Below are 23,716 nucleotides of genomic sequence, written 5' to 3'. Positions count from 1 at the left end.
TGGCAAGCCAATCTCAAGCATTTCCGCTATCCACCGTTAACCCGGATCACCTAATCTGCCGCCCTTCACATGAAGACGGGGGCTCTATGAAATATATCGGGATCGCAACCGCCGGCCTGGCGGGAATACTGGCTTCAACCAATGCCATGGCGGCAGACACGCCCGGGGTTCTGGTTCCTGCGCCAACGCAGGACTCATCCAGGGAAGACGCGCCGACCCCGCCTGAACCTGCAGCAGCACCAAGCCAGCCTGCGGAAATGTTCGTTCCAGCGCCGGTCGCCTCCACCCGCAAGCAGATCGTGCTGCCGGTGAACACGCTGGTTCTGGTTACGCCAGCCGAAGAAATCACTTCCAAGAAGATGAAGGAAGGCACCACACGCGAATTTCTGGTTGTTGAAGACGTCGTTCAGGACGGCGTCGTCATCATCCCCCGCGGCTCGCCGGTCACTGCCACAGTCACCTGGCGCACGGGCAAGGGCATTGTCGGCAAATCCGCGAAGTTCGAACTGACGTTTGAGCGGGTTCGCGTGAACGGGCGGGACTTCGCCCTGCGCGGCTCCCATCGTCAGGAAGGCCGTGGCAATACGGCCGGTGCATTGCTGGGATCAATGATCATCACTGGCCGGTCTGCGGTCATGCCTGTCGGGCAGGTGGTGAACGTCTTCACCAAGGAACCGATTGCCAAGGTCACACAATAGTCCGGCGCGCGCCGGTTCTGGCTGCAGGAGAATTCCCCTGCTGGTTCGAACCGGCGCATCGCTTTCGGTCGGCAACCCGGCAGATCGCGGCTTGGGCTGGCCGACATGTGCTGCTAGAGCGCGCCCATGCTGACAATTAATGGCGTTACCGTGCGGCTTGGCGGCCGGACCATCCTTGACCGCGCGAGCGCTGCGATTCCGCCCGGTGGACGGGTCGGGCTGATCGGCCGCAACGGGGCCGGCAAATCGACGCTTATGAAAGCGATGATCGGCGCGCTCGACCCTGACGAGGGCGAGATCGAGATGCCCCGCCGCACGCGGCTGGGCTACATCGCGCAGGAAGCGCCGAGCGGCACGATCACGCCGGAACAGGCCGTGCTTGCCGCCGATGTCGAGCGGGCGCAGTTGCTGGAAGAATCCGAGACCTGCACCGATCCGCACCGCCTGGGCGACATTCATGACCGCCTGCTGGCGATCGACGCCTATAGCGCGCCCTCGCGCGCGGCCCGCATCCTCATCGGCCTCGGCTTTGACGAGGAAATGCAGTCCCGCCCGCTGGACAGCTTTTCTGGCGGCTGGAAAATGCGCGTCGCGCTGGCTGCGCTGCTGTTTTCCCAGCCTGACGTGCTGCTGCTGGACGAACCTTCGAACCACCTCGATCTGGAAGCCACGCTGTGGCTGGAGAACTTCCTCAAGTCCTATCCGGCCACGCTGGTGGTGATCAGCCACGAGCGTGACCTGCTCAACAATGTGGTGGACCATATCCTGCACCTGCAAGGCGGCAAGCTGACGCTCTATCCCGGCGGCTATGACAGTTTCGAGCGCCAGCGGGCGGAGCGGGCCGCGCAGCTCGCCGCCGCCAAGGCATCGCAGGACGCCCAACGCGCACGCCTGCAGGATTACGTCGCCCGTAACAGCGCGCGTGCTTCCACGGCCAAGCAGGCGCAGTCCCGCGCCAAGATGCTGGCGAAGATGCAGCCTATCGCCGCACTGATCGACGATCCTTCGCTGAGCTTCGATTTCCCCGATCCGGGCGAATTGCGACCGCCCCTGATCTCGCTGGATCTCGCCTCGGTGGGTTATACCGAGGAAAAGCCGGTGCTGCGCCGCCTGAACCTGCGGATCGACCCGGATGAGCGGATCGCCCTGCTAGGCCGCAACGGCAACGGCAAGACAACCCTCGCCCGCCTGCTGGCGGCCCAATTGACGCCGATGGAAGGGGCCATGCACGCATCCGGCCGGATGAAGGTCGGCTATTTCACACAGTATCAGGTGGAAGAACTGGCCACCGACGCGACGCCGCTGGAACATATGACCCGCGCGATGGAGGGCCACTCCCCCGCCGCCGTGCGTGCACAGCTGGGGCGGTTCGGCTTTTCCGGCAATCGCGCGACCACACTGGTGGGCCAGCTTTCGGGCGGCGAGCGCGCAAGGCTGGCGCTGGCGCTGATCACCCGCGATGCACCGCATATGCTCATCCTGGACGAGCCAACCAACCACCTTGACGTGGATGCGCGCGAGGCACTGGTGCAGGCGCTGAACGACTATTCCGGCGCGGTGATCCTGATCAGCCACGATCGCCACATGGTCGAGCTGACGGCCGACCGCCTGGTGCTAGTCGATGACGGGACGGCGAAGGATTATTCCGGCAGCATGGAGGATTATATCGACTTCGTGCTGGGCCGGAACCAGCCGAAGAAGGATGGCGGCGCCAAGGGTGCAAAGGCTCCGGCCAAGCCATCCGGCAAATCGCAGGCGCAGGCCCGCTACATCAAATCGGAAATCACCCGCGTCGAAAAATCCATCGCCAAATTGCAGGCGCATTGCACCGAGATCGACCGGGCGATGTACGAACCCGCCAATTCCTCCGCCCAGCTTGCGGGCAAGACCATGACCGAACTTCTGACGCAGCGGGCGCAGGTTTCCGACGAACTGGAGCGACTGGAAATTGAATGGCTCGCACTGGGCGAGCAGCTGGAAGGCGCCGGCTAGAAACGAAAATGGGCCTCGCCGCAAAAGGGGGGGAACGGCGAGGCCCTTCTCAATCAGCCTGAGGGAGTCAGAGCTGACCGGGGAAAGATCAGAACGCGAATTTGGCCCTCAACCGAACCGGGACCGACAGGCGCGAACCGGAATCGTTGATCGAAGACAGGCCAAGCCCACCCAGCGCGCTGTCATCGCCAGATGCGCCGTCGGCGTAATGCAAGCCTACCTCAGGCTGCAGGAAGAAACCTTCGTTTACCTTGATCGACAAGCCAAGATCGGCGCCCGCCGAAAACACCCATGACGAATCCGAGAAGGGCGTGTCGGTCAGCGTGATGCCGGCGTCGGGAACCGTGAAGGTAGACGAAATCTCCGAAAGGCGGGCCACGCCCAACCGGCCGGCAATATACGGCGAAATTCCGCTGTCCGGCATCAGGTACTGGCGGAAGCCAAGTTCCACCGAGAGCGCCTTATAATCGGAAAAATCGCCAAACACTGGCAAGCTGGCATTTACCGGAGCGCCAGCCGCTGCCTGACCGACATTGATCTTGTTGCCCTGCGCTTCGAGATAACGGACCGAACCGAACAATTCGGAGCTGTCGCTCAGGCCATAAGCAAGCTCGGCGCCGATCCCCCAGGCATCGTCATAAACGTCCCGCTGGCTGCGCTCGCCGATCTGCAATTCCGCCGGAATGCCGGACAATGCGGGGTTGAGGATACCAAGATCGGCAATATCGACATTTTCGCCGCCATGCATCGTGCCATCGATGGCAAAATCCATGCCCCCATCAACCCCGAGCGAGAACTGACCAGCCTTGGTATGAGCCAAGGCCGGCGAAGCAGCGACGGTCGCAAATATAGCGATACCAGCAGCAAGCGAATGTTTGAGCAAAGCCATCATCTTTCCTCTCATCTGACTTTTTGATCTAGCCACGAGAGGAAGATAATCCGGACGGCCTTTCATTCGACCTGTCCTTTCGGTCATCCAGTTGCCCTTTAGGACATGATATTTATCGCCGATCCCTCACTTTGGTGGCGCAGCGAGACTGTCGCCTCTGGCCTCAGGCAACGCCTTCGCCACATCGGCCGAAGTGGCAGCGACCAGTTCCTCGATCCCGCGCGCGGTGGGATGGATCTTGTCGTCCTGCAACAGGTCCGGCTTGTCATAGACCGCCTCAAGGAAGAACGGCACCAGCGCGGCGCCATATTCCTTCGCGAGCGCGGGATAGATGGCATCGAAATCGCGCTGGAAATCCGCGCCGAGATTGGGCGGAGCGCGCATTCCCATCAGCAGGGCCGGGATTTTGCGGGCATTCAGTTCCTTCAGGATGCTTGCGATATTTGCGCGTGTTTCCCTTGGACTGAGGCCGCGCAGCAGATCGTTGCCGCCCAGTTCCACGATCACGAGCTGGGGCGGGACGGGCTGGTTGTCGAGGGTGAAGAGGAAGCGCTGGGCCGCCGCCGCGCTGGTATCGCCGGAGACGCCCGCATTGGCCACCTTCGCATTGATCCCCTGCGCGCGCAGGGCCAGCTCCAGCTTGGCCGGATAGGCTTCCGCCTGCTCGACATTATAGCCGGCAAACAGGCTGTCTCCAAAGGCGAGGATCGGGCGTTCCGGCCCCATGACCGGCACGTTTTCGGGCGCGGCGACCGTTTCGCTCGGCGCCGGATCGGGCGCGCTGCCGCCGCATGCTGAAAGGCCGAGGGACAGGCCAACGGCCAGGGCAATCGACAAACACCATTGGCGCATCGGCCAAACTCCCATGGGTACACTTGCTCTGGCAGCGATCCCTATGCCATCGCTGGGCCGTGACAAGCCCCGATCAAAGCCAGCCCGCAATTGCCGCCCGCAATCTTACCCTCACCCTTGGCGAGGGGGAGGCGGCCGTGCAGATCCTGAAGGGTATCGACCTTACCGTGAATGCGGGGGAGACCGTGGCCCTGCTCGGCCCTTCCGGTTCGGGCAAAAGCTCGCTGATGTCGGTCCTTTCCGGGCTGGAGCGCGCAGGCGGCGGCAGCCTTTCGGTTGCCGGGCAGGATTTCGCCGCGATGGACGAGGATGCGCTGGCCGCCGCGCGCCGGGGCCGCATCGGCATCGTCCTGCAGGCCTTCCACCTGTTGCCCACCATGAGTGCGCAGGAAAACGTCGCCACGCCGATGGAACTGGCCGGAGAGGCAGACGCATGGCCGCGCGCCGCCGCGGAGCTTGAGGCAGTGGGCCTCGGCCACCGCCTGACGCATTACCCCGCCCAGCTTTCCGGCGGCGAGCAGCAGCGCGTGGCCATTGCCCGCGCCACTGCCCCGCGCCCCACCCTGATCTTTGCGGACGAGCCGACCGGCAATCTGGACGGCGCAACCGGCCGGGACATTGTGGAACTGTTGTTCGCCCGCCGCGCCGAAACCGGCGCCACGCTGGTGATCATCACTCATGATCCCGCGCTGGCCGAACGCTGCGACCGGGTGGTCACTCTGGGTGACGGCCGGATCGTGAGCGACACGGCCGCATAATGACCCGCGCCGCATCCACTTCCCTGCCCTGGGCCACTGCCTGGGCCATTGCCCGGCGCGATCTTCACCGCCGGTTTCGCGGGCTGCGCCTGCTGCTGGTCTGCCTGTTTCTGGGCGTAGGCGCGCTGGCTGCCATCGGATCCCTGACCGGCGCAATCGAGGGCGAGCTGAAAAGCCGGGGCAAGGAAATCCTTGGCGGCGATCTGGAAGTCAGCCTGTGGCAGCGCGCACCCACCGTCAGGGAACTGATGGTGCTGAACGGCTATGGCCGCGTATCCGGCGGGCTAAGAATGCAGGCCACCGCCAGCGCGGGAGACATGGCCGCACCCATCGAACTGAAGGCCGTGGACAGCGAATGGCCGATGTTCGGCAGCTTCACGCTGAAGGATGGCACGAAGGCCGGTGCGCCGCCCGAAGGGCAGGCATGGCTGGCACAAGGCGCGGCCGAGCGGCTGGGGGTTGGCCCCGGCGACAGTTTCCGGCTGGGCACGCAGGTGCTGAAAGTGGGCGGCATCATCGGGGAAGAGCCGGACCGGCTGAGCGAAGGCTTCGCCCTTGGCCCAACGGTGATCGTGCCATTCGATCTGCCGGAAGAGGCCGGCCTCGTCGCGCCGGGCGCGATGTATCAGGGCAAGTACCGCATCGCCTTTGGGGGCAGATACGATGCCGAAGGCGTATCCAGGAAGATCGGGGAACTGTTCCCTTCCGCCGGTTTCGAATTCCGCAATTCCGACAATGCCTCCCCGGGGGCAGACCGCTTCGTTTCGCGCATGGGCCAGTTTCTGGTGCTGGTGGGGCTGGCCGCCTTGGTGATCGCAGGGATCGGGATCGGCGGCGGAGTATCCTCTTACCTTCAGGCCCGGCGGACCGGCATCGCCACGCTGAAAATCCTTGGCGCGACCAGCGGAGACATTGCGCGTATCTATGCCCTGCAACTGGGCGCAGCCGCGCTGGCGGGCGCGCTGGCTGGCCTGATCGCGGGCATTGCCATCACTCCATTGCTCAGCTGGGCACTGGGTTCGCTGCTGCCGGTGCAGACCGGGCTGGTGATCGACCTTGCCGCACTGGCGCGCGCCGCGGGCTTCGGCCTGCTGGTGGCGCTGATCTTCGCCGCCCCACCACTGGAAAAGGCTCGGCGCTTCCCAGCCATGGCCCTGATGCGCGAGCGCGTGATGCCGCTGGCTCGCGAATGGCGTGGGTTGCTGCTACCGGTGGGCGGCGGGCTGGTGGCGATTGCCGCACTGGCCCTGATCGGCACGCCGCAACCGGGCCTAAGCGCCATATTCATGGGCGGGGCTGCCGGGCTGCTGGCCATACTGGCCCTGCTAGGCTGGGCCATCCGCCGCGCGGCTGAACGCGCGCCGCGCCCGCGCAACCCGCTGCTGCGCAATGCGCTGGCCAATCTCCACCGGCCCGGTGCGCAAACGGGCGCGCTGGTGACGGCGCTGGGCTTCGGCCTGTCTGCCTTCGTGCTGCTGGCCGGCGTGCAGACCAGCCTGGATGCCAATATCCAGCGCAGCGTGCCGCAGATGGCGCCCGATTATTTCGTGCTCGACATTCCGCGCGCCCGGATCGGCGAGTTCGAGGACCTGGTCCGCAAGGACAGCCCCAAGGCGGAAATCCGCAGCGTGCCTACCCTGCGCGGCAAGATCCTGGCCTATGGCCCGAAGGGCAAGACGATCCGCGTGGCCGATCTGGACGAAATCCCCGAAGGCGCATGGCCCCTGCGCGGCGAACGCGGCCTGACCTATTCGGACGGCGTGCCCGAAGGCAATACGGTGACCGCAGGCAAATGGTGGCCGAAGGATTATTCAGGCGAGCCGCTGGTTTCCATCGACGAGGAACTGGCGCAGGTGCTTGGCCTGAAGATCGGCGATTACATCACGGTCGGCCTGTTGGGAGTGGAACGCAGCGCCCGCATTGCGAGCTTCCGGCGGATCGACTGGGATTCGATGGGCTTCAATTATGTGCTGGTGTTCAGCCCCAATGCCATTGCCGATGCGCCGCATAATCTGGCCGCCACAATCGACCTGCCCGACGGTGCCGCGACCGGCCCGCTGCTGCGACAGATGGTCCGCACCTTCCCCTCAAGCTCGGTGATCGAAGTGGGGCAGGTGCTGGGCGAAGCGCGAGCGATATTGAGCCAGGTGGGCGCAGCCATCCTTGCCGCCGCTTCCGTGGCCGTGCTGGCAGGGCTGGCCGTCCTGTTGGGCGCCATCGCCGCCGCCCGCGCCAGCCGCCTTTACGACAATGTGATCCTGCGCGTGCTGGGCGCCAGCCGCAAACAGCTGCTGCTGCTGCAACTTGCCGAATATGGCCTGCTGGCTCTGGTACTGGCAGGTGTGGCGCTGGTGCTGGGCAGTGGGCTTGCCTGGCTGGTGATCGTCCAGCTGTTCGAATTCGACTGGCTGCCGGACTGGCCGCGCATTCTGGCCGTGCTGGGCGCGGGCCTTGCGCTGGTATTGGGATTTGCACTGGGCGGGTCGCTTCCGCTGCTGCGGGCACGCCCCGCCCAGGCACTCAGAGAGCTTTAGGCGAAAACGCCCACATCGGTGCGGCCCTTGGGGTCCGGCCCGAAGCGATTGGGGCCTGCAGTGCCGTCAAGGCACAGGATCACCAGAAAGGCGATCGTGACGAGGAAGCCCACGAAAGGGATCAACGAAAGCAAGATGAAGCCCAGATACCACCAGCCGGACATGTTGCGATCATGCAGGCGGCGAACGGTCACGGCGATGGACGGAATCAGCGCGAACAGCGCATAGATGCCGTAAATTCCGACCATGGCGATCAGGACCGGGCTGGACAGCATCGATGCCGCCATCACGCTTTCATCATATTCGACACCCTGCCCCGCCATTTGGGCACTGGTGAAAATGGCGCTGAACATCTGCACATAGAACGGGCCCGCCAGCACGCAGGCCAGAATGACGTTCAGCAATGTGAACATCCAGAATTCCTTCCGGCGCGAACGGCCGGAAAAGTCGAAATACCGCTTAAACGGCAAGAACATCCAATTCATCGTCAATTCCCCCAATTCCCGCCCGTCCGGCGGGGGTGTGGTAACGGCCCGGCTGTTGCACGTTTGCCGTGATGGAAGCGGATGCGACTGGCTCCGCCGGTTATTCCGCTTCACAGGAAGTCGGAAATGTCGGTTTCTGGCCTCAGTGGGTCCGGGCCATAGGCATTCTCGCCCGGCGTGCCCTTCTGCGCCAATAAGTATGCCAGGGCCGGCCCCCCGATATATGGGATGAGCCCGAGCAACACATACCAGCCTGATTTCTCCAGATCGTGAAGGCGGCGTACCTGCAGTGCCAGGACGGGGCAGGATATTCCCAGCGCATAGGCCAGCAACAGCTTCGAGCCGAAATCCATGCCCCCGCTTTTGCCCGGCGCGGAATTTTCCTCGATTTCAATCCCCAACATTGTCACCAACACGGCAACGAACAGGTTGAACAGCAGGAACAGCCAGTATTCCAGCCGGCGCGAACGGCCGGAAAAGTCGAAATAGCGCCGGAACGGCAAGAACATCCAATACACGCCGATCCCCCCGAATCGTTTCGCGGGAGACCACCACAGGCTGGGCTTGCGGGCAAGAAAAAGGGGGCACTCGGCCCCCTTTCCCAATCGGTTCAGGTAGTTGTGCTTACCACTTGAAACGCACCGAACCGCCCCAGGTACGCGGCTGGTTGGTATAGCCCGAGATCGAGAGCGGCTGAGCCACTGAGTCGAACACCTGCTGCAGATAGCGATCGTCGAGCAGGTTGCGGCCCCACAGCGAGAATTCCAGGCCGGAATCCATCGCATAGGTGATCGAAGCCGAAACATCGTCCACCGTGCGAGTGAACTGGGCCGCCGCCGCAATCGCCGCAGCCTGTCCGCCGGCGATATAGCCCGGCAGGCCTTCCACGATCTGCACTTCGGATTCATGGTGATACGAAGCGTTCAGGAACAGCGCATCGCCATTGCCCATGTCGATTTCATACTGCCCGCCAAGCACCACGGTCCATTCGGGGATACCGGCCGGCTTTGTGCCGGTAAGGTCGCCTACTGCGGAAAACTTGAAGTCGTCATATTTCGGATCGAGATAGGTGACGCCCAGATTGAAGGTCAGCCCGTCAGTCGGTTCCACCATGCCTTCGAATTCGACGCCGAAGGTGGATTGCTTGCCCGCATTGGCCAGCGCGAAGCCGGTGCCGGTGAAGATGTTCGACTGGAAACCCTGGATCTCCTGCTTGAACACGGCGACGTTGGCCGAGCCGACGCCCCAGTTCCCCTTCAGGCCGAACTCGTAGACGGTCGACTTTTCGGGATCGGCATAACGGGTGCCGTAGGTCTGGTTGACCTTGAGCAGGCCGGCCGAACCCAGCGCCGCCGCATCCGAGGCAAGCGGCCGGCTGTCGCGCGACAGGTTGACCGATGCCGCCTTGAAGCCGGTGGCATAGCTTGCATAGATGTTCACTTCCGGGCTCACATCATAGGCAAGCCGGATGGTGTAAGTGAAATCGTCATCCGAAACGTGGCCATCTTCCACCGAATTCGGCACGTTGAGGAAGGGCGGCAGGTACTGCAGCGGCTTGAGCGCCAGCAGCGAGTTCACTGCCGGATCGGTATCGTTGGCATCGGCATAGGCATGGGCGCCATCCGAAGCCAGGCCGAACGCCAGCGGATTGCCCTGTGCGAACAGGCCGATTTCCTCCTGCGTGGCCGGGCGGTTGAGATTGAGGAACATCGGGCCGCCAATGGTGGTGGCCAGTGCCTGCGCATAGATCGCCGTATTGCCGTCAGCCACCAGATCGACGGTGGAGAAGGCATCCGAACCGACGATGTTGGCCGTGTAGTCCTTCACGTCCTTCGTATAATTGCCGCCCACGGTCAGCGTCAGGCCCGGCACGACTTCGTAATCGATCTGGCCGAAGATCGAGATCGCCTCGCTGTCCAGCGTGAAGGTCTCGTCATTGCCGGTCTGATAGGCGAAGAACTTGTTGGTATATTTGGACGGATCGCCTTCCAGCGTGCCCAGTGTCCCCTCAAGCGTGGCGATGTTCTGGCTGCCGCCGGAAAGGCTGCTGATCAGCGCATTGGCATAGGCGCGGGCCTGGCTGCCCCACTTCAGCTCGCCGGTCTGGTCCACCTTCTCCTTGATGTAGAAGGCGCCCAGCAGGATGCTGGCCTTGTCGGCGATTTCCGCCGTCATGCGCAGTTCCTGCGTGAAAGTGTCGAGGTTGATGTCCGCCGCCAGCGGATAGATCAGATCCGCGCTGGAGAAGTCCGCATCCTGCGCGGTCACAGCCTGATTGTTACGGAACGCCGTGATGGAGGTCAGCGTCATCGGGCCGACATTGTAATCGAGCTGGGCCGAAACGCCCCAGTTCTTGATGTCGTTGGTGGAGTTGTAATTGTTGTAAACGACATTGGCGAAAGGATGGTTCGCATCGGGCAGATCGCCCAGCGCGTCGATCACGTCGGTCGCCCCCGGCGAGGGCGCGCGCTTGAGGTTGATCACGCCGCAGCAATTCTCGTCGATACTGTCGTAATCGGCGATGATCCGCGCCTTGAAGTCGGTCGAAGGCTCGATTAGCAACTGGCCGCGAACGAACCAGCGGTTACGTTCATTGGTCCGGTCCCCGGTGCCGAGATCCTTGTTGTAGCCGTCACGGCCGGACCAGCCGCCCGCGATGCTGGCCGCCACGTTCTCCGACAGCGGGCCGGTGACGTAACCCTTGAGCACCACGGCGTTGTAATTGCCGTAACCCGCCTCGACCGAGCCGCCGAGATCGAACTGCGGCTCTTCCGTCACGATCGAGATGACGCCCGCAGAAGCGTTCTTGCCGAACAGGGTCGATTGCGGCCCGCGCAGCACTTCGATGCGGGAGACGTTGGGCAGGTCGTTTACCTGCGAGGCGGTGCGACTGCGATAGACGCCGTCAATGAACACGCCCACCGAAGGTTCGATACCGGCATTGTTCGCCCCGTTGCCGAAACCGCGAATGATGAAGTTGGTGTTGGCGGAGCTTTGCAGCTGGGTCACGCGCAGCGACGGCACGAGGGTCTGCAGATCCTTCAGATCGCGGATCTGCGCGCGTTCCAGCGCCTCGCCGGTAGCTACCGTAACGGCGACGGGAACGTCCTGCAGCGTCTGTTCGCGCTTGGTCGCGGTGACCAGAATTTCATTGCCGGAACCGGGTTCGTCTTCCGCAGGCTGGGCGAGTTCTTCCTCAGCCTGAGCGAAAGCTACGGAGGGGACCGCCAGAGCAAGGCCGGCAGCACCAAGCAGAAGGGTCGCGCGTATGGCTGTGGCACGACCAGAAACGGTGATTGTCATGTGAGGCTCCATCTCTCCATCCCCAGACCCTGCCGCAGCGCCTTCTTTAACGAGGATTGCCGACAAAGCCCGGACTCCTTTAGCGATCATAAGGTTACTGGCAGGTTCACACAATCTCCAATAGGTAGACCGGTTTCACACGTAACCGCGCGTTGCACGGCGGTAACACCGCGTCAGCCTGCCGCTACGGCATGGTGCCTTCCGATGCGGGATCGACAGACTTTGGTGTAGCATGACGCGCGCCCGACAGCGGCGTGCCTCGATATGACACAATCGCCCTTTTCCACCGTTTATACTTGCCGCAATGCAGCATTGTGTATAGGGGCGCGGCGCCCGGGCGAATTGTGTCCGAAGCCTTCAGACAACCTGCAAACCCAGAAGAGCCTGACCGATGCCCGGCCAAGACGCCCTGCGTAATATCGCAATCATTGCCCACGTTGACCATGGCAAGACCACCCTGGTTGACCAGCTATTCCGCCAATCCGGCACCTTCCGCGACAATCAGCGCGTGGAAGAACGCGCGATGGATTCCAACGATCTGGAAAAGGAACGCGGGATCACCATCCTTGCGAAGCCGACCTCGATCGAGTGGAACGATCACCGCATCAACATTGTCGACACGCCCGGCCACGCCGACTTCGGCGCCGAAGTGGAACGCATCCTCTCGATGGTCGACGGTGTGATTCTCCTGGTCGACAGCTCGGAAGGCGCGATGCCGCAGACGAAGTTCGTCACCGGCAAGGCGCTCGGCCTCGGCCTCAAGCCGATCGTCGTCGTCAACAAGATCGACCGTCCCGACGGCCGCCATGCCGAAGTGCTGGATGAAGTGTTCGACCTCTTCGTCAGCCTCGACGCCAGCGACGAGCAGCTCGACTTCCCTGTCCTCTATGCTTCGGGCCGCAACGGTTACGCCAGCTACGATCCGGACGCGCGCGACGGCACGCTGACCCCGCTGTTCGAGAAGATCGTGGAGCACGTCCCCGCGCCGAACCTCGACGTCGACGCGCCGTTCTCGTTCCTCGCAACCCTGCTCGACCGTGACAACTTCATGGGCCGCGTGCTGACCGGTCGCGTCCAGTCGGGCACGCTGAAGGTCAACGACCCGATCCGCGCCATCGACATGGACGGCAAGGTGATCGAAGTGGGCCGTGCCACCAAGGTGCTCACCTTCCGTGGCCTCGACCGCGTGCCGGTGGATGAAGCCCGCGCCGGTGACATCATCGCGCTGGCAGGTCTGGAAAAGGCCACCGTTGCCAACACCATCGCCGACCCGCAGGTTTCGGAGCCGATCAAGGCCCAGCCGATCGATCCGCCGACCCTGGCGATGCGCTTCTCGGTCAATGACAGCCCGCTGGCTGGCCGCGAAGGCGACAAGGTCACCAGCCGCATGATCCGCGACCGCCTGATGCGCGAAGCGGAAACCAATGTCGCCATCCGCGTCACCGAAAGCGCCGACAAGGACAGCTTCGAAGTGGCGGGCCGCGGCGAACTGCAGCTGGGCGTGGTGATCGAAACCATGCGCCGCGAAGGCTTCGAACTGGGCATTTCGCGCCCGCGCGTGATCTTCGGCGAGGACGAGGCGGGCAACCGCACCGAGCCTTACGAAACCGTTGTGATCGACGTGGACGATGAATTCTCCGGCACGGTCGTGGAAAAGATGCAGCGCCGCAAGGCAGAGCTTACCGACATGCGCCCCTCGGGGCTCGGCAAGACCCGCATCACTTTCTCCGCCCCGTCGCGCGGCCTGATCGGTTACCACGGCGAGTTCCTTTCGGACACGCGCGGCACCGGCATCATGAACCGCCTGTTTGAGAAATATGCCCCCTACAAGGGCAAGATCGAAGGCCGCCAGAACGGCGTATTGATCTCCAACTGCACCGGCGAGGCCGTGGGCTATGCGCTCAACAGCCTCGAAGAACGCGGCATCCTTTTCGTGAGCCCGCAGGAAAAGATCTACGAAGGCATGCTGATCGGCGAAAATGCCAAGCCGGATGACCTTGAAGTCAATCCGATGAAGTCGAAGCAGCTGACCAACTTCCGTTCGACCGGCAAGGACGATGCGATCCGCCTCACCCCGCCGCGGGTAATGACGCTGGAACAGGCCATCGCCTATATCGACGACGACGAAATGGTGGAAGTGACGCCCAAGTCCATCCGCCTGCGCAAGGCGATCCTCGATCCGAACGAACGCAAGAAGGCAAAGCGCAAGGAAGCGGCATAAAATCCGCTTGCCCTGCCGCCCGGCACGGGCATCATCCGCTTATGCCGCGCCTTCTTTCCCAGCTTCCGGCCGCACGGCTTCTCGCCGCTGCGGCCGTTTGCTTTTCGCTGCTGCCCCTCCCTGCCCTTGCCAATGATTCCGAAGCGGAATGGGCCGTAGGCGGGCTGGTGCTGAAGGCCAGCGATACCATCAGCATGGACCGGGAAGATCTGTTCATTTCCGCCGATGAAGTGCGGGTGGACTATAGCTACACCAACCATTCCGACGATCCGCAGACCATCCTGATCAGTTTCCCCCTGCCCGCATTGCCCGAACAGGGGCAGGACTGGGTGGAATATGGCAGCTGGCCCGACTGGAACAGGCTGGGCTTCTCAACCACGATTGATGGCAAGCCTGCCGAGTGGCAGACTGTGGTGCGCGCGGTAGCGAACGGCAAGGACGTGACTGCACTGGTGGAAGGCGCAGGCTTCCCGCTGGAATGGTATCAGGATTACGATTTCGTCGAACGGATCGCCGCCCTGCCCGAAACCGAGGCGGAACGGCTGGCGGCGCTGGGCCTGCTGGTGAAGGAAGAAGGCTGGGGCGGCAATGATTACGGCCCCGCCTGGCAGGTGCAGTGGCACATCACCCGCGAGCAGACTTTCCCCGCCCATGCCACGGTCAGTGTCTCCCACCGATACACCCCGATCGTCGGCGGATCGGTGGGCGGGTTGCTCCACCAGATCGACGATCCGCAATGGGCGGACCAGAAGGCCTATTACCGGCAGCATTACTGCACCGATGCGGCCTTTCTGGCAGGCGTAAAAAAGCGCCAGCGCACCGAAGAGGCGAAGGCAGGCGATGAATATCACGGCTATGGCGAAACCTGGATCGGTTATGTCCTGTCCAGCGGCGCCAACTGGCGCGGACCCATCGGGGATTTCCGGCTGGTGGTGGACAAGGGCAGGCCCGACAATCTGGTGAGCTTCTGCATGGACGGGGTGCAAAAGATCTCGCCCACTCGCTTCGAGGTGCGCAAGACGGGATACGAGCCGGATCACGATCTCGAAATATTGATCGTCCAGTGGTACGATCCCGAAGAGTGAACAAGACTGGCGGCGCCGTTGCGAGACGGCGGAGCCACCCCTAAAGCCCGGCCAGAATGGACACTTCCCAGCTTCGCATCGCCCTGTTCAGCGGCAACTACAATATGGTGCGCGATGGCGCGAACCAGGCACTGAACCGTCTGGTGGGCTATCTGTTGCGTCAGGGCGCGGCCGTGCGCGTCTATTCCCCGGTGGTGGACAAGCCGGACTTCCCGCCCACAGGCGATCTGGTGGGCGTGGCATCCTTCGCCATTCCCGGCCGCAGCGAATATCGCGTGGCCACCGGCCTTTCGCGCCAGAACCGGGAAGACCTTGCGGCCTTCGCCCCCAATGTCGTGCATATTTCCGCGCCGGATTTTGCCTGCCGTCAGGCGGCCAAATGGGCGCGGGACAGGGACATCCCCGTGCTCGCATCGGTCCACACCCGGTTCGAAACCTATCCGCGTTATTACAAGCTCGGCTTTCTCGAACCCACGGTGGAGAACTGGCTGCGCAAGCTCTATCGGCGCTGCGATGCGCTGGTCGCCCCCTCGCAGAGCATGGTGGACGTGCTGCACGAGCAGCGGATGAACGGCGATATCGGCATCTGGTCACGCGGGGTGGATCGCACGATCTTCAACCCCGGCGTGCGCGACCTTGAATGGCGCCAGTCCTTCGGCATCGCGGATGACGAAGTGGCCGTAGGCTTCCTTGGCCGTCTGGTGATGGAAAAGGGGCTGGATGTCTTTGCCGACACCGTAACCGAACTTGCCCGGCGCGGCGTGAAGCACAAGGTGCTGGTGGTGGGCGAAGGCCCGGCGCGCGGCTGGTTTGCCGAACGCGTGCCCGATGCCTGCTTCGCGGGCTTTCAGGCGGGCGCGGATCTGGGCCGGGCGGTTGCCAGCATGGACATGCTGTTCAACCCTTCAATCACCGAGACCTTCGGCAATGTCACGCTGGAAGCCATGGCCTGCCGCCTGCCGGTAGTGGCCGCGCGCGCAACGGGCAGCGATGTGCTGGTGGCCGATGGCACAACCGGTCGCCTGATTAAGCCGGGCGATATTCCCGCCTATGCCGATGCGGTGCAGGCCTATGTCGAAGACGCAGGCCTGCGCGCGCAGCACGGTGCAGCGGGCGAGGCACGCAGCCTCGATTTCGACTGGGACCGGATCAATCAGGCCGTGGCCGATACCTATATCCGCCTGATCGGGCAGCGCGCGGCGGGAAAGTAAGCGCCCCCCGCGCTACCTCTGCCAAGCCACGTCCGTTCGTCCTGAGCCTGTCGAAGGACACGCGCTGACCTTTGCCCAGCACGCAGTTATGCCAAGCTTCCCGCTCAAGCGGGAGTTTCGGTGCGCCCGGAATTACCATCACCCGTGTCCTTCGACAGGCTCAGGATGAACGGAGGTTGTTAGCAGGCCGCCGGAGACTTCATCCATCCCGCCAGTCGAACGGCAAGGGCGCCTCGCGATGGGCGAAGCGGTCCAGATGGCTGGAAACGACGCCTTTCATCACGTCCCGCTGCTGGTCCACGCTGGCGTCGATCCGCACTTCCAGACTGTCCGCATGGGCGTCCATCGTCACCAGCGCATCGCCGGGGAACGTGCCCGCGCGGCCTTCAGCCGGGAAGCGAATCGTGCCGTGTTCGGGCGTGAATTCCACTTCCAGACTGTGGGACCAGTGCTTGCACAATTGCTGCAGATAGCGGCTGCCGCTGGCGGTCGGGACGATGGCCGTGGTGGTGGCGGTTGAACTCATGAGTATCTCCATGGCTTGCACCGGCACCAGATTGTGGCGCCGGCGCAGCATTTCCAGTCGGTTCAAGCGCGTTCGATCCGCTTGGCCGCTTCGTCGATGATGTCGACGATGGCCTGCATCGTCTCCTTGTCGGGCTTGCCCGCAAAGACCCGGTGCTTGAGCACGCCACCGAAATTCATCAGCGCACGCATCAGTTCCGGCGAATGCTGGCGTTCACCTGCATCGCCCAGTTCGGCAAGGCGCTTCAGCAGAGCTTCGACTTCCTCGGCCCGTTCGGCCAGTTCGGCCCGGCCTGTATCGGTTGCCTCGAAGGCCTTGCGATTGCCGTCGCCATCGGCGCTTTCGGCAATCATGCCTTCGTCTGAAAGAAGCGAGAGCGTGGGATAGAGCGTGCCCGGGCTGGGCGAGTAATTCCCGCCGGTCAGCTCTTCCAGCGCCTTCATCAGTTCATAGCCGTGGCGCGGTTGGTCCGCGACAAGGCTAAGCAGGACGAGGCGAAGCTCTCCGCCCGCGAACATCCGTCCGCGTCGGCCCTTGCGCCCGCCGCCGCCAAAGCCGCCGCCGAAATCGTCCCAGCCGAAGCCACCGCCCCAGCCGCCACCGAATCCGCCGCGCCCCATGGCCGCGAGCTTTTCCATCTTGCCCCACAGGGGGCCACCCGGGCCGCCGCGCATACCACGATGGCGGCCATGGCGTTCGGAACGATCGCCGCAGCGATCCGAATGATTATGCATGTATGATTCCTTATTCTGCATATCTCGATAGCTTTAAGATATATCGTAGATCGAACTTGGCAAGAGCCGATGCAAAATTCCTTCGCCCCGCCTATGGTGCGCGAAATGTCTGACCTGTTTGCCGAAGACCTGCCGCCCGCCGGTGCGCCCGATGCGCCGCGCGAAGACGCGCCCCTTGCCGACCGGCTGCGCCCCTCCACCCTTTCCGAAGTGATCGGGCAGGAACATCTCACCGGGCCGGAAGGCGCCATCGGCCGCATGGTATCGGCCGGGCGACTATCCAGCATGATCCTGTGGGGCCCGCCGGGCACGGGCAAGACCAGCATCGCCCGCCTGCTGGCCGATGCGGTGGGCATGCGCTTTGCCGCCGTGAGCGCGGTGTTTTCCGGCGTCGCAGACCTGAAGAAGGCCTTTGCCGAGGCGGAAGTGGCCGCCAAGGCCGGGCAGCGCACCCTGCTGTTCGTGGACGAAATCCACCGCTTCAACCGCGCCCAGCAGGATGGCTTCCTGCCCTTCGTGGAACGCGGCACGGTGACGCTGGTGGGCGCGACGACCGAGAACCCCAGCTTCGCCCTCAACGCCGCATTGCTCAGCCGGGCCCAAGTGCTGATCCTCCACCGGCTGGATGCGGCAGCGCTCTCCGTCCTGCTAGCCCGTGCGGAGGAACTGGAAGGCCCCCTGCCCCTGACGCCGGACGCGCGCGAGGCGCTGGTGGCCAGCGCCGATGGCGACGGGCGCTTCCTGCTCAATCAGGCCGAAACGCTTTATGCCGCGAAGATTCCCGAACCGCTCGATCCGGCAGCTCTAGGCAAGTTCCTCCAGCGCCGCGTCGCCGTTTACGACAAGGATCGCGACGGGCATTACAACCTGATTTCCGCGCTCCACAAATCGCTGCGCGGCTCCGATCCGCAGGCCGCGCTCTATTACATGGCGCGCATGCTCACTGCGGGGGAAGAACCGCTTTACGTGCTGCGCCGCCTCGTCCGTTTCGCCAGCGAGGATATTGGCCTGGCCGATCCGCAGGCGCTGACCCAATGCCTTGCCGCCAAGGATGCCTATGAGTTTCTGGGCAGCCCGGAAGGCGAAGTGGCCATCGTACAGGCCTGCCTCTATCTGGCCACAGCGCCCAAATCGAATGCGGCCTACAAGGCGCAGAAAGCGGCGTGGAAAAGCGCGAAGGAAACCGGATCGCTTGCCCCGCCCGCCAATATCCTCAACGCGCCGACCAAGCTGATGAAGGATATCGGCTATGGCACCGGCTACACTTACGACCATGACACGGCAGAGGGCTTTTCCGGTGACAATTACTGGCCCGAAGGGATGGAGCCGCAGACCTATTACGAACCGGTCGAGCGCGGGTTCGAACGGCAGGTGATCGAACGGATCGCCTATTGGAACAAGCTGCGCGCCCAGCGCGGCAAGTGAGGGTGCCGGGATGAACCGCAAGGCCATGCAACGCAGTGCCGGAATGTTCGCCGCGATTGCCCTGCTGGCCGGTTGCGGCGATGCGGGGGAGGCCGCGCCCGCCGCATCTTCAACTGCTGCATCCGCATCCGCAAACACTCCCGCCGCCGAACCCGATCTTGCCGCCTGCAAGCCCTCCGAAACGGCCGATGAAGACTATCGCGAGCGCAAGGCCCCCATCCCTGTCCCACCGGCCTTCGACGGGCTGGTGCGGTCCGACATGGACCACTTCGCCGTCTCCACCGCCAATGGCCACACGATCTGCGTCGACACAGGCTGGATGGAAGGCATCGAGGACGCCAAAGCCTCGCACGACCAGCGCTTCCTCTCCTTCGCCTGGGGCGGATATGAAGCGTTCGGCTTTATCGTGGTGGACCGCAGCGGATTGGGGCAGGTTATCGAAACCGGCACTGCCCCGCTCTCCCCGCCCGGCGGCATGCGCTTCGCCTCGGTCGATCTGAGCGAATCCGCATTCGGCGGGTTCAACGCCTTCGGTGTCTGGCAGATCGAACCTGTCGGCCTGCGCCCGCTGGCCAAGGTGGAAGAAGGCATGCCTTCGGGCGACTGGCGGCTGGAAGGCTGGGCGGGCGATGGCTGCGTGAACCTCTCCGTCATTCCCAACGACCGTTACCCTTCCGATGCCGGGCTTGTGGACATCACCACGCGCGACCCGTGGCACGCGACCGAAGCGGAAAAATGGGCGCTGAAACCGGGCGCCTGCCCCAAACCATGACCCGTTTCACTCATTTCGCCGCCATCGACTGGTCCGGCGCAGCCGGCGAACGGCACCGGGGCATTGCCGTGGCGATCTGCACCACCGGCAGGGATGCACCGCAGCTGGTCCGCCCCGGCCATCGCTGGTCCCGCGCCGAAGTGCTGGACTGGCTTGCTACGCAAATGCCCGAAGGCACGCTGGCCGGACTGGATCTGGGCATGTCCTTGCCCTTCGCGGATCGCGGCGCCTTCTTTCCCGGCTGGAACGAAAGCCCCGACGATGCCCGCGCGCTGTGGGCGCTGATCGACCGCATCTGCGCCGGTGACGCGCACCTTTGCGCCAGCAGCTTCGTCGGCCATGAATGGGCACACCGCTTCTTCCGCCACCGGGGCGAGGAAGGCGACCTGTTCGGCGGCGGCAGAGGCCGCTTCCGCATCACCGAACACGCCCAGCGCGAGGCGGGCTGCAATCCCTATTCCAACTTCAATCTGGTCGGCGCGGCGCAGGTCGGCAAATCGAGCCTGACCGGAATGCGCGTGCTGCACCGGCTTTCCGGCCTTGTGCCTGTCTGGCCGGTCGATGCCCTGCCGGGCCGGGGCGGATCGGCCGTGGTGGAAATCTACACCTCGCTCGCCGCCATTCATGCCGGCCGCCGCGCAGGCCAGACGAAGCTGCGCAGCTACGAAGAACTGAACGAGGCCCTTGCCGCGCTGGGCAGCGGCCCGGTGCCCGCCATCGGCCCGGTCGACGATCACATCAGCGACGCCCTGATCACCGCCGCCTGGCTGCGCGAAGTGGCTCACCTGCCCGAATATTGGCATCCCTCCGCCATGACAGATGAAATCGCCCAAACCGAAGGCTGGACCTTCGGCGCGCTTTAGAGCAGAGGGGCTTCGCGCAGCCCGCCATCGGCGGCGCCAAGGGCCGGCTTAGCTCAGTTGGTAGAGCACCTGATTTGTAATCAGGGGGCCACGGGTTCGAATCCTGTAGCCGGCACCATCCCTTTTCCCTCCTGCCAAGGCTCCCTATCTAGCGGGCGAGAGGTGACGCCATGTCCGATACCCAATCCGAAGCGATGATCATTGCCTGCCCACACTGCGCCGCGCTGAACCGCGTTCCGCGTGAAAAACTGGGTGCGGGCGGCAAATGCGGCAAATGCCGCGCGGCCCTGTTCACGGGCACGCCGGTGACGCTGACCGCCGCCAATTTCAATGCCCATGCCGCCAAGAGCGACCTGCCGCTGCTGGTCGATTTCTGGGCGAGCTGGTGCGGCCCCTGCCGCCAGATGGCCCCGGCCTTCGGCGCGGCGGCAGGCCAGCTGGAACCGGCTATCCGACTGGGCAAGCTGGATACGGAGGCGGAGCAGGCACTGGCGGCCCGCTATGGCATCCAGTCCATCCCGACGATGATCCTGATCCACAAGGGCCGGGAAATCGCGCGGCAATCGGGGGCCATGCCCGCCAGCGCCATCGTCAACTGGGCGCGGCAGGCAGCGGCTTCGGCCTAGCCCCGCCCGCGATAGGGGGCCACGCCCTGATCGGGCACCCACAGGCCGGCGGGCGCAGCGCCCGTCTGCCAGAAGACGTCGATCGGAATGCCGCCGCGCGGATACCAATATCCGCCGATACGCAGCCAGACGGGCTTCATTTCTTCCACCAGCCGCTGGCCGATGCCCACGGTCACATCCTCGTGGAAACCGGCATGGTTGCGGAACGATCCGAGAAAGAGCTTGAGGCTTTTCGATTCGACGATGGTTTCGCCCGGCGCATAGTCGATCACCAGATGGGCAAAATCGGGCTGGCCGGTCACGGGGCACAAAGAAGTGAACTCAGGCGCGGCGAAACGGATCATATAGAGCGATCCGACGCGCGGGTTGGGCACGTAATCCAGCACCGCTTCTTCGGGGGAAGCCGGCAGCGCGCTCGATTGGCCGAGGTGAAGGGGCTTCAGGTTTTCGGGTGTGTCGGTCATGCCGCGCGTGATGCCGCGAACTCGCCTGCCGCACAAGTCACCGGTTTGACGGAGACGATTCAGCCGCTATTCAGCGCGCCCTGCGCTTCCAGACTTCCAGCCCGCGAGTGAAGACGGGCATACCGACAGGGGTCATGACCAAAACTCCCAACGACAAGAACAGGCGGATGAGGATTCAGGCCCTGCTTGCAGGCGCCGGGCTGATCGCGCTGGGCCAGGCCCCGGCTGCGGCATCGGTCGGCGATTTCCAGCTTCCGCCGGGCAATACGCAGGCCCCGGCAGGCCCGGTTGCGCCGGGGGAAGCGCCTCCGCGCTCCACCGCGACGCCCGCCCGCCCCGCTCCGCCCCCTGCGCCAACGCCCACACCTGCGCCCACTCCCACGCCGCGCCCCGCGGCCAGCACCCCGGCGCCGACGCCCGCGCCCACTGCCGCGCGGCCCACACCGACACCCGGCGCATCGCCTTCCCCGCGCGTCAGCGCCACGCCAAGCCCGACGCCGACCGCAAGCGATACGCCCGAACCAGTTTCCACGGACGAAGCGGAGGCTATCCCTACCCCGACGGCCGCGCCTGCCGCCCCGGCGACCGCCCCCACACCGGCCGAATCTTCGCAGCCGCCCGCCACCGAGGCGACCGACAGCGAATCCCTGCCATGGGGCTGGATCGGCGCGATCGCCGGACTGATTGCCGCCTTTGCCGCCGCGCTTGGTGCCGGAATCTGGTTCTGGCGGCGCGAAGGCGCCCAGCGCGCCGTGCGTGCACCGGAAATCCAGCGGCCCGATCTGGCGGCGGCAGCTGCCGCAAGGCCTGCGCCAACGCCCGCCACGGACCCGGACATGCTGATCGATGAAGCACCGGAGGAAGTGGCCCCGCTCAGCCTTGCCCTCGAAGCGCGCGAACTGGCCATCACCCTGACCGCCGCCACGCTTTCCTACCGCGTGACCCTCACCAATATGAGCGGCCGGGTAATGGAAGGCATCAGCGTGACGGGCGACATGATCTCCGCCCATGCATCCCTGCCGGAGGAAGAACAGCTTGCCTCCAGCGAGAGCGAACTGGTGCCGCAGCACCGGATCGAGCGGTTGCGCCCGGGCGAAAGCGCGCAGATGAGCGGCGAATTCCGCCTCAATTTCTCGCTCATCCGGCCGATCCGCAAGGGCACGGCCCTGATGTTCGTGCCGCTGGCCCGGCTGAAGGTGGAAGCCGCCTCTGGCGCGGCAGGCGCGATTTTGCGCACCGTACTGGTAGGGCAGCGTTCACCTCGCCCCGGCGCGGGATTGCAGCCTTTCCGGCTGGATCAGGGTCCGCGCATTTACCGAGAAGTCACACAAAGAATCTTTTGAACGATCCCCCCTCGACGGGCGAAAGGCAGGGGTTTAACCCTAGTCGTTCACGCGATGAGGAGCGCGCGAATGGAATCGCTGGTTTCGACCGACTGGCTCGCAGAGGAAATTGGATCCTGCGACCTGAGGATCGTCGACGCATCAAGTCACTTGCCCATCGCCGGGCGGGATGCCCGGGCCGAATACGAGGCCGGGCATATACCCGGTGCTGTGTTCATGGACCTGACCAATCTGGTCGACCCGGAAAGCCCGGTGCCTGCCGCGCTGCCCACGGCGGAGATGTTCGCCAGCCGCATGCAGAAGCTGGGGCTGGGCGATGGCAGCCGCATCGTGCTGTATGACGATAGCGACGTGAAGACATCGGGCCGGGCATGGTTCATGTTCAAGCTGTTCGGCGCGCAGAATGTCGCGATCCTGGACGGCGGCCTCGCCAAGTGGAAGGCGGAAGGGCGCCCGCTGGAAGGCGGCGTGCAGACATTGAAGACCCGGCATTTCACTGCCTGGCAGGAAGCCGGCAAGGTGCGCAGCAAGGCCGATATGCTCGCCAACCTCAGCAGCCATGCCGAACAGGTGGTCGATGCGCGCGATTCGGGCCGGTTTTCCGGCGAAATCCCCGATTTCCGCCCCGGCGTGCCCAGCGGGCACATTCCCGGATCGGTAAACCTGCCTTTCTACGAATTGTTCAATGCCGATGGCACCTTCAAGGACAAGGCGGGCCTGCGCGCCGCGTTCGAACAGGCGGGCGTCGATCTTTCCCAACCGGTCGCCACAACCTGCGGCGGCGGGGTGACGGCGGCGGTCCTGTGCTTTGCCCTGCACCTGCTGGGCAAGGACAAGGACGTATCGCTGTATGACGGCAGCTGGAGCGAATGGGCAGTCGATCCGGCCACTCCCAAGGAGACGGGCGCTGCGCTTCAGGATGTCTGAGATGCAGC

Annotated in this window: 21 protein-coding genes and 1 tRNA gene; 14 read left to right on the top strand and 8 right to left on the bottom strand. The window is 64.1% G+C overall.

The genetic code is table 11. From position 1 onward, the window contains the following. The first annotated feature begins 86 nt into the window (after positions 1 to 86). Both SZ64_RS17440 and SZ64_RS17435 read left to right on the top strand, forming a co-directional pair. Entirely contained in the window at positions 87 to 698 is a 612-nt protein-coding gene (locus SZ64_RS17440) for a hypothetical protein (protein WP_054531968.1), read from the top strand. Between the two features lie 126 nt (positions 699 to 824). Next, positions 825 to 2,690: an ABC-F family ATP-binding cassette domain-containing protein gene (locus SZ64_RS17435; protein WP_054531967.1), complete on the top strand. Its 1,866-nt coding sequence runs from the start codon at positions 825 to 827 to the stop codon at positions 2,688 to 2,690. 88 nt (positions 2,691 to 2,778) lie between these two features. Here the strand turns inward: SZ64_RS17435 and SZ64_RS17430 are convergent, their stop codons facing one another. Both SZ64_RS17430 and SZ64_RS17425 read right to left on the bottom strand, forming a co-directional pair. Next, a complete protein-coding gene (locus SZ64_RS17430) occupies positions 2,779 to 3,510 on the bottom strand; it encodes a hypothetical protein (RefSeq protein WP_156313678.1) in 732 nt (243 codons plus the stop codon). A 195-nt stretch (positions 3,511 to 3,705) separates the two neighbouring features. Next, the gene (locus SZ64_RS17425) at positions 3,706 to 4,431 is read right to left on the bottom strand and encodes an arylesterase (protein WP_054531965.1); all 726 of its coding nucleotides are present in this window, start codon (positions 4,429 to 4,431) and stop codon (positions 3,706 to 3,708) included. Between the two features lie 59 nt (positions 4,432 to 4,490). On the opposite strand from SZ64_RS17425, the gene SZ64_RS17420 reads away from it, so the two are divergent. Then, on the top strand, positions 4,491 to 5,189 hold the full coding sequence (locus SZ64_RS17420; protein WP_054531964.1) for an ATP-binding cassette domain-containing protein: 699 nt from the start codon (positions 4,491 to 4,493) through the stop codon (positions 5,187 to 5,189). Then, positions 5,189 to 7,723, top strand: a complete 2,535-nt coding sequence (locus tag SZ64_RS17415) for an FtsX-like permease family protein (protein ID WP_054531963.1) — start codon at positions 5,189 to 5,191, stop codon at positions 7,721 to 7,723. Before SZ64_RS17420 ends, SZ64_RS17415 begins: the two co-directional genes overlap by 1 nt. Here the strand turns inward: SZ64_RS17415 and SZ64_RS17410 are convergent. The 3 genes from SZ64_RS17410 to SZ64_RS17400 all read right to left on the bottom strand — a co-directional run bounded on the left by SZ64_RS17410 (position 7,720) and on the right by SZ64_RS17400 (position 11,511). Next, positions 7,720 to 8,208, bottom strand: a complete 489-nt coding sequence (locus SZ64_RS17410) for a DUF805 domain-containing protein (RefSeq protein WP_054531962.1) — start codon at positions 8,206 to 8,208, stop codon at positions 7,720 to 7,722. The genes SZ64_RS17415 and SZ64_RS17410 overlap by 4 nt on opposite strands. 110 nt (positions 8,209 to 8,318) lie before the next feature. Next, entirely contained in the window at positions 8,319 to 8,717 is a 399-nt protein-coding gene (locus tag SZ64_RS17405) for a DUF805 domain-containing protein (RefSeq protein ID WP_199797093.1), read from the bottom strand. A gap of 115 nt (positions 8,718 to 8,832) precedes the next feature. Further along, positions 8,833 to 11,511 (bottom strand): TonB-dependent receptor, encoded by a 2,679-nt coding sequence (locus tag SZ64_RS17400; RefSeq protein WP_054531961.1) that lies wholly within the window; start codon positions 11,509 to 11,511, stop codon positions 8,833 to 8,835. 391 nt (positions 11,512 to 11,902) lie between these two features. Between SZ64_RS17400 and typA the strand changes: the two genes are divergently transcribed. From typA to SZ64_RS17385, 3 genes are read left to right on the top strand one after another with little or no spacing between them, the layout of a single operon-like run. Next, the gene (gene typA / locus SZ64_RS17395) at positions 11,903 to 13,732 is read left to right on the top strand and encodes a translational GTPase TypA (protein WP_054531960.1); all 1,830 of its coding nucleotides are present in this window, start codon (positions 11,903 to 11,905) and stop codon (positions 13,730 to 13,732) included. 41 nt (positions 13,733 to 13,773) lie between these two features. Beyond that, positions 13,774 to 14,817, top strand: coding sequence for a DUF4424 family protein (locus SZ64_RS17390; RefSeq protein ID WP_054531959.1), 1,044 nt, complete (start codon positions 13,774 to 13,776; stop codon positions 14,815 to 14,817). 56 nt (positions 14,818 to 14,873) lie between these two features. Further along, positions 14,874 to 16,028 carry a glycosyltransferase family 1 protein gene (locus SZ64_RS17385; RefSeq protein WP_054531958.1) on the top strand — a complete coding sequence of 385 codons (1,155 nt, stop codon included), beginning with the start codon at positions 14,874 to 14,876 and terminating at the stop codon, positions 16,026 to 16,028. A gap of 199 nt (positions 16,029 to 16,227) precedes the next feature. Here SZ64_RS17385 and SZ64_RS17380 read toward each other — a convergent pair whose 3' ends face one another. Together SZ64_RS17380 and SZ64_RS17375 are read right to left on the bottom strand one after the other, a co-directional pair. Further along, entirely contained in the window at positions 16,228 to 16,554 is a 327-nt protein-coding gene (locus tag SZ64_RS17380) for a DUF2218 domain-containing protein (RefSeq protein WP_054532356.1), read from the bottom strand. Positions 16,555 to 16,616: 62 nt separating this feature from the next. Beyond that, complete coding sequence (locus tag SZ64_RS17375) at positions 16,617 to 17,288, bottom strand: PadR family transcriptional regulator (RefSeq protein WP_241773078.1); 672 nt, start codon at positions 17,286 to 17,288, stop codon at positions 16,617 to 16,619. A 105-nt stretch (positions 17,289 to 17,393) separates the two neighbouring features. Here SZ64_RS17375 and SZ64_RS17370 point away from each other — a divergent pair, with 105 nt between their 5' ends. From SZ64_RS17370 to trxC, 5 genes are all read left to right on the top strand, one after another. Further along, a complete protein-coding gene (locus SZ64_RS17370; protein WP_054532354.1) occupies positions 17,394 to 18,713 on the top strand; it encodes a replication-associated recombination protein A in 1,320 nt (439 codons plus the stop codon). A gap of 10 nt (positions 18,714 to 18,723) precedes the next feature. Beyond that, the gene (locus SZ64_RS17365) at positions 18,724 to 19,485 is read left to right on the top strand and encodes a hypothetical protein (protein WP_054531957.1); all 762 of its coding nucleotides are present in this window, start codon (positions 18,724 to 18,726) and stop codon (positions 19,483 to 19,485) included. Continuing rightward, positions 19,482 to 20,348 (top strand): hypothetical protein, encoded by an 867-nt coding sequence (locus SZ64_RS17360; RefSeq protein WP_054531956.1) that lies wholly within the window; start codon positions 19,482 to 19,484, stop codon positions 20,346 to 20,348. Before SZ64_RS17365 ends, SZ64_RS17360 begins: the two co-directional genes overlap by 4 nt. Positions 20,349 to 20,390: 42 nt before the next feature. Further along, positions 20,391 to 20,466 (top strand) — tRNA-Thr (locus SZ64_RS17355). Between the two features lie 52 nt (positions 20,467 to 20,518). Then, positions 20,519 to 20,974, top strand: a complete 456-nt coding sequence (gene trxC / locus SZ64_RS17350; RefSeq protein ID WP_054531955.1) for a thioredoxin TrxC — start codon at positions 20,519 to 20,521, stop codon at positions 20,972 to 20,974. Here the strand turns inward: trxC and queF are convergent. Then, positions 20,971 to 21,438: a preQ(1) synthase gene (gene queF / locus SZ64_RS17345; RefSeq protein WP_054531954.1), complete on the bottom strand. Its 468-nt coding sequence runs from the start codon at positions 21,436 to 21,438 to the stop codon at positions 20,971 to 20,973. The genes trxC and queF overlap by 4 nt on opposite strands. Positions 21,439 to 21,572: 134 nt before the next feature. Between queF and SZ64_RS18665 the strand changes: the two genes are divergently transcribed. After that, entirely contained in the window at positions 21,573 to 22,781 is a 1,209-nt protein-coding gene (locus SZ64_RS18665; protein WP_054531953.1) for a hypothetical protein, read from the top strand. 69 nt (positions 22,782 to 22,850) lie between these two features. Beyond that, positions 22,851 to 23,708 (top strand): 3-mercaptopyruvate sulfurtransferase, encoded by an 858-nt coding sequence (gene sseA, locus SZ64_RS17335; RefSeq protein ID WP_054531952.1) that lies wholly within the window; start codon positions 22,851 to 22,853, stop codon positions 23,706 to 23,708. Positions 23,709 to 23,716 lie beyond the last annotated feature (8 nt).

The sequence above is a fragment of the Erythrobacter sp. SG61-1L genome (genome assembly GCF_001305965.1).
Classification (GTDB): Bacteria; Pseudomonadota; Alphaproteobacteria; order Sphingomonadales; family Sphingomonadaceae; genus Andeanibacterium.
Note: the sequence above shows the minus strand (reverse complement) of the source record. Positions and strands in the feature narration are given on the sequence as shown.